The sequence below is a fragment of the Streptococcus suis genome (assembly GCF_046032515.1).
Taxonomy (GTDB): Bacteria; Bacillota; Bacilli; order Lactobacillales; family Streptococcaceae; genus Streptococcus; species Streptococcus suis_AL.
Genome location: NZ_JARQPJ010000040.1, coordinates 1 through 5,465, shown reverse-complemented (window position 1 = coordinate 5,465; position 5,465 = coordinate 1). Strand labels below are relative to the sequence as shown.

The 5,465-nt window shown below is 31.0% G+C and carries 5 protein-coding genes and 3 pseudogenes; all 8 read right to left on the bottom strand.

The annotated features are described in order from the left end of the window. Positions 1 to 252: 252 nt before the first annotated feature. The gene (locus P7J49_RS11435) at positions 253 to 1,620 is read right to left on the bottom strand and encodes a sensor histidine kinase (RefSeq protein ID WP_408570730.1); all 1,368 of its coding nucleotides are present in this window, start codon (positions 1,618 to 1,620) and stop codon (positions 253 to 255) included. Further along, on the bottom strand, positions 1,611 to 2,270 hold the full coding sequence (locus tag P7J49_RS11430; RefSeq protein WP_408570729.1) for a response regulator transcription factor: 660 nt from the start codon (positions 2,268 to 2,270) through the stop codon (positions 1,611 to 1,613). Before P7J49_RS11430 ends, P7J49_RS11435 begins: the two co-directional genes overlap by 10 nt. A 63-nt stretch (positions 2,271 to 2,333) precedes the next feature. Further along, positions 2,334 to 3,077, bottom strand: coding sequence for a lantibiotic immunity ABC transporter MutG family permease subunit (locus P7J49_RS11425; RefSeq protein ID WP_408570728.1), 744 nt, complete (start codon positions 3,075 to 3,077; stop codon positions 2,334 to 2,336). Then, positions 3,077 to 3,817: a lantibiotic immunity ABC transporter MutE/EpiE family permease subunit gene (locus P7J49_RS11420; RefSeq protein ID WP_408570727.1), complete on the bottom strand. Its 741-nt coding sequence runs from the start codon at positions 3,815 to 3,817 to the stop codon at positions 3,077 to 3,079. The genes P7J49_RS11425 and P7J49_RS11420 overlap by 1 nt, the downstream gene beginning before the upstream one ends. 4 nt (positions 3,818 to 3,821) lie before the next feature. After that, positions 3,822 to 4,523: a lantibiotic protection ABC transporter ATP-binding protein PcfF gene (pcfF, locus tag P7J49_RS11415; RefSeq protein ID WP_408570726.1), complete on the bottom strand. Its 702-nt coding sequence runs from the start codon at positions 4,521 to 4,523 to the stop codon at positions 3,822 to 3,824. A gap of 119 nt (positions 4,524 to 4,642) precedes the next feature. Next, a pseudogene (locus P7J49_RS11410) lies at positions 4,643 to 4,831 on the bottom strand (sigma-70 family RNA polymerase sigma factor); the annotation flags it as partial. Positions 4,832 to 4,846: 15 nt separating this feature from the next. After that, positions 4,847 to 5,254: pseudogene (locus P7J49_RS11405) on the bottom strand (DUF3801 domain-containing protein); the annotation flags it as partial. Continuing rightward, positions 5,254 to 5,355 (bottom strand): annotated as a pseudogene (locus P7J49_RS11400) (conjugal transfer protein); the annotation flags it as partial. The pseudogenes P7J49_RS11400 and P7J49_RS11405, both read right to left, overlap by 1 nt. Between the last annotated feature and the right edge of the window lie 110 nt (positions 5,356 to 5,465).

Sequence of the window (5,465 nt, the reverse complement as noted above, 5' to 3'; positions counted from 1 at the left end):
AAATTACAAAATAAGTCGATTGAGGAAACCAGTGGAGACTGTATTTTCTAGTTTAGAGCAGTTTGGAATGGAGGCTTACGTTGTCGAAACATTCAGGCGCTCAAATTTAAGCAGAGGCAATATTACTTATCTATTCCCTTTTGCTTAAAAGCAGTCATACTGAATTCGGTATCAGTTTAAAATATTCCCTTGCTTACGCTTGATTAACTAGCACAACGGGTAAAAATTATATATGAAAAGTAATTGCTGTAATTATAGCAATGGTAATTCCAGCTTTACTCTTGCACCAGGTTTATCTAAATTGTTTTCTAATATAATGCGTCCATTATGTAATAACATTATTTTCGAAGAATTATATAAGCCTAATCCATAGTTTGTAGCCGAGTGTCTACTCTTATCTCCACGGTAAAATTGCTCAGTTCCTCGTATCAAATCCTCATTTGAAAATCCTGGTCCCTCATCTATCACAGATATTGAAAGTATCTTATCTGTAGTCATTATTAGTAAATCAATGTTAGATTTATCTGGTGAATATTGAATAGCATTACTAAATATATTTTGAATGACTCTCTCAAATAATTTCATATCTATCATTATATCTCCATCTTCACAATTGATGGATTTAGATATGCTATGATTATGAATTAATGTAATCTCTCTCGCTATCGTACTAACTCTTTCGATAATCTTTGACACCTTTACTTTTTTTAAATTCAACCCGTCTAATTTATTTGACTTATTCATCTCCATCAGAGCTTTTGTATAATCTGATATACGTTGTGAATTTTTTATAATGTATGATACATATTCTTTTTGTTCATTAGTTAATTCTGTTTCCTTTAACAATTCAGCATTACCTTGGACAATAGAAACAGGAGTTTTTAAATCATGTGTTAATGCTGATATCTGACTTCTCTTATTCTCCTCTTGAATCCAATTTTCTCTTAATGAATCACTTAAAGCTATTTTCATTTTATCAAGGCTATTTAAGACATCATTAAATTCTCTGATATTTGAACTTCCTATATCAAAATCTAATTCTTGATTTGCAATTTTGTCCGATACCTCTAGCATTGGTGATAATTGCCTTGTTATTCGTTTTGCCCAAATTAGAGTTGCCACAAATGCACTAATGAAGCAGAAAATTATTAATAAAAATGATAATAGTAAATTTATGCTAGGGAAATGTTTTTCCATCCAATCATTATTATAATGTGGTTCTACTGAGTAATTGATTACCACATAGCCATCACTCCTCTTAAATTCTATAAATGAAGAAGATGGAGTTGAAATTTCCTCACGATTGTGAAAATTCTTAGCTTTCAACTGAATCGTGTCATCCATGTTAGTTTTAATCATCTCACCATTTGGTGATAAAAACATATATCTTGCTCCATTAGGGAACAAGGCTTCATTAAACTCTTTTGCATTTGAAATTTCTTGTTTACTTTTGAGTATTAAATTTTCTGTATGATTAGCAGGGATAATTAATCCAACATTATAAAAGGCAGTAAAGGTTAAGATAGCTAAAATAATAGCACACGCCAAACCAATGCCAACCGTAATTAAATATTCTAGAAATACTATTTTGAGTGACTGACCTTTTCTAATTAATCCCATTTATAACCAATCCCCCAGACTGTAGCAATTGGATTTTCACCGAATTTTTGAAACTTTGCTCTTATATTTTTTACATGTTCTGAGATGGCGGAAGAATCACCAATTCCATCAAATCCAAAAATCATTTCATATATCTGTTCTCTTGAAAATACTTGTCCTTTTCTCTTTGCTAAAAGTTCCGAAATTTGATACTCAGACTTTGTCAGATGAACTTTTTCTTCCTTCACAGATACTTGATTTGAGGATAAATCAAATCTTATATTTCCAAGGTTTAAACTCGAATGTTTTTCTCTTTGTTCTCTTCTCAGATGAGCTTCTACCCTTGCTAACAATTCACCAACACCAAATGGTTTAGTAATATAGTCGTCTCCTCCACTTAATAAACCATCAACTATATCAGATTCCATTGTCTTTGCAGTTAAAAAGATAATTGGACAGTCCACTTTACTACGGATATTTTTACAATAGCTAATTCCATCAACCCCTGGCATCATTACATCAAGCAATATTAAATCATATTTTCCCAAACTATTTTCATCAATATCTGCAGTAGTTTGGTAAATATCAACAATATGATCCCCTTTTATTAAAATATTCTTGATTAGAATAAGCATATCTAATTCATCATCTATAGCAAGAATTTTTGCCATACCAAACCACCTCCAAATTTATAAATAATTTATTATTATACCATATACTTTTCACATTTATAGCTATTGTTCACTAATTGACTTTCCATCCCACCTATTAAACCATAATAATGAACCAATAAAAATGACTACTGTAATTGGTAATGCTACATACGCCCACATGACAAGCTCTTTAATTAAATATAAACTATCAGTTAACTTGCTTCCGATAATATATGTTGCAGATAATCTCGATGACCAAGTACAAGGTAAAAAATACCAGATATTTTCACCTAAATTGGTTATTGAAAGTAAGGCAATCAATGTTTCCACAAATCCCAATCCAATAGATGCACCACCACCTAACATAATTGATACCCATAAGTGAATCATATATGTAGATAAACATCCTATAAAAACTAATAATAATTCAATTAACCAGGCCATAGTACCTTGATTACCAAACAGCATTGCAAATATAAAAACTGCTAAACTCATAGAAAATAGGAAACTCAATAAAAGCATTATAAGTTTTCCGCCATAAGCCTTGCTTCTGGATTTTGTAGTTGATAGAATCACTTGAAATCGTCCAGCACTTGCTTCCATGTCAACAACCTTAGATGTTACAGCACTAAATATTATTGGTAAGATAGCTCCTAAAAGCACAAAATAATTTTGTATGATATCCATATCAGAAAAATTTTTTAGACCTGTAAATGTTGCTGCCCCATAGAACAATAGGGCATATAAAACAGGTAAGATAAAGTGAGTCCACAGAATCCATGTATGCTTCAATTTATAAAACTCTGATTTTAATATATTCATCATTACTTCACCTCTTGCTTAGAAAACCATTTTGCAGTAATGAAAGTCAATAATGTAAACAAACATATTGACAAAATACAAGGAACAAGTAAGGATGTGTTTAAAATCATTGGATTTGATACTTCTGTTGGCACACCGCTCGGTAAAATACGCATAATGGGTACCATCAATCTAATCCCCCAAGAATAAGGGCAATAAATCCACAAAGAACTGTCAGCTAACAAAATTCCTACCACTAAACCTAATACAGCATTTACTACAATGCTTGCTATAAACCCAAACTTTTTAGCCAGGAAAAAACAAAACGGAACTTGCCATATGTTAGTTATAACCAATAATACACTTGCGAATAATAATGTCGTGAATGTATAGTTCCCTGTTAATTGTTCCCCAAGGAAAAATTGAAAAACAAATACTCCTAGCATATGCAAAATAGCAGTTATACTTAGATAAATTAAAGCTGTTAATATTTTTGATATCCATATCTTTTTTAAATCAATATTGAGTGGAAGAATTGCTCGGTAGTTTAATTTTCTCTCTTCTTTTCTATGCATCATTGCAGGTATTAAAGCGAAAGTTGCCGGCATTAAAATCACATACCACCAATTGTATGCGTTTACACTAAAATATGACAGCATCAATACAAATGCATGTAGTAAAGCTATAATTGGGGCAATGAGTAATATCTTAAACAAAAAGCTATGTTTGTGTTTCAAATTTTCTGCAAAAATATAATTTTTCATTAAGCTACACCCTCTTTCCATTCTTTACAACATTCATAAAAAGTTCTTCTAAATTTTCATTATGATTAATGATGTTTTGATGTTTTAATTCTCCATCATGAATAATTCCTATATGATCTGCAGTTTGTTCCACTTCTGCTAAAATATGACTAGACAGAATTACTGTTATTCCTTTTTTGGGAAAGCTTCGTATTAAATCTCGTAATTCTTGAATTCCTAATGGATCTAATCCGTTTGTCGGTTCATCTAGTATCAATAGTTTAGGATTATTTAATAGAGCAATTGCAATACCTAATCTTTGTTTCATCCCCAAAGAAAATTGACCGCTTTTCTTTTTTCCGGTATTTTTTAAATCTACAATTTCTAAAACTTCATCAATTCTTGCTTCAGGCAATCCAAGTAATAATGTTCTAACTTTAAGATTTTCTCTTGCACTTAAATTTTCGTATAAGGGTGGCATCTCGATTAAAGCACCAATATCTGATAAATCATTTCTACTCCATTCATGTCCTTCAAACATAATTTCACCTGATGTCTTGTGTAACATACCTGTAATCATCTTTAATGTCGTAGATTTACCTGCACCATTAGGTCCTAGTAATCCATATACTGAATTTTCCTCAATTTTTAATGACACATTATTTACAGCTTTTTGTTTTCCAAAAACCTTTGTTAGCTTATTTGTTTCCAAAATATATTTACTCATATTTTGTTCCTCCTTTTTCTTTTGATAACAGTATAAAAAACAAGTTTAAGGATTCTATAAGGAAAAATATTTTTCAGAAATAAGCAGGCAAATTCCAATCTGCCTGCTTATTTTCAATACTATTTAAAGTCCTTCAGCAATTCTCTTAACTTGTCCAATATCTTATTTCTTCTCTTTATGAGAGCTGGATGAGATATTTTTTTAGTTTCAGCTACTGACCAAATGGTTTCATCATTGAAATAAAGTCTATCAATTATTTCTCTTTCTTCACCATTTAATTTTGATAGTGCATCTCGTACTGCCTCTATCTTTTGTTACATAGGCATGTTTTTATGAATTGAGTCCTTATTTTTCTCTTTCTTTTCAATATTTGAAAGCACATTTTGAAAAGCTTTATTCATAACCCTTGTATCTTTTGCTTGGAAGAATACAGCATGTGTACCTGTTTCCTTATCTTTCATCACTGAGAATTTAACACCATGTTTATTCAATTCTTTTTTTAGTTTTTTTAATTCACCATCTTTAACATTGATTTCTTCAAGCTGACCTTTCTTAACCATATCTTTGAGTTTTACTTCATTTCCCTCCGCCTTGATAAGTTTATCTAAGCCACCATGTTGTTTTGATCCCTGTTGTAACTTCTTTACTTGGCTTAAGATTTCTTGATAAGTTGCCTTTAATACATTAACTTCAATGTTAACTACTCTATTAGAAATTTCTTCATTTATCATCAGTAACCTCCTTCCCTCATATCATAACTAACAAGTGCTGTATAATAGGCATCCATATTGCTTGGTGCATTATATGCTGCCGTTAAAATAAATACTCTTACACCCGTTGTGCTAGTTAATTCTAGCCAAATAAAAAAAAAACTTTGCGTATCATAAACTCAAAACAACCACGAAATGAGAGAATGATATGCAAAGCCAACATTATTATCTC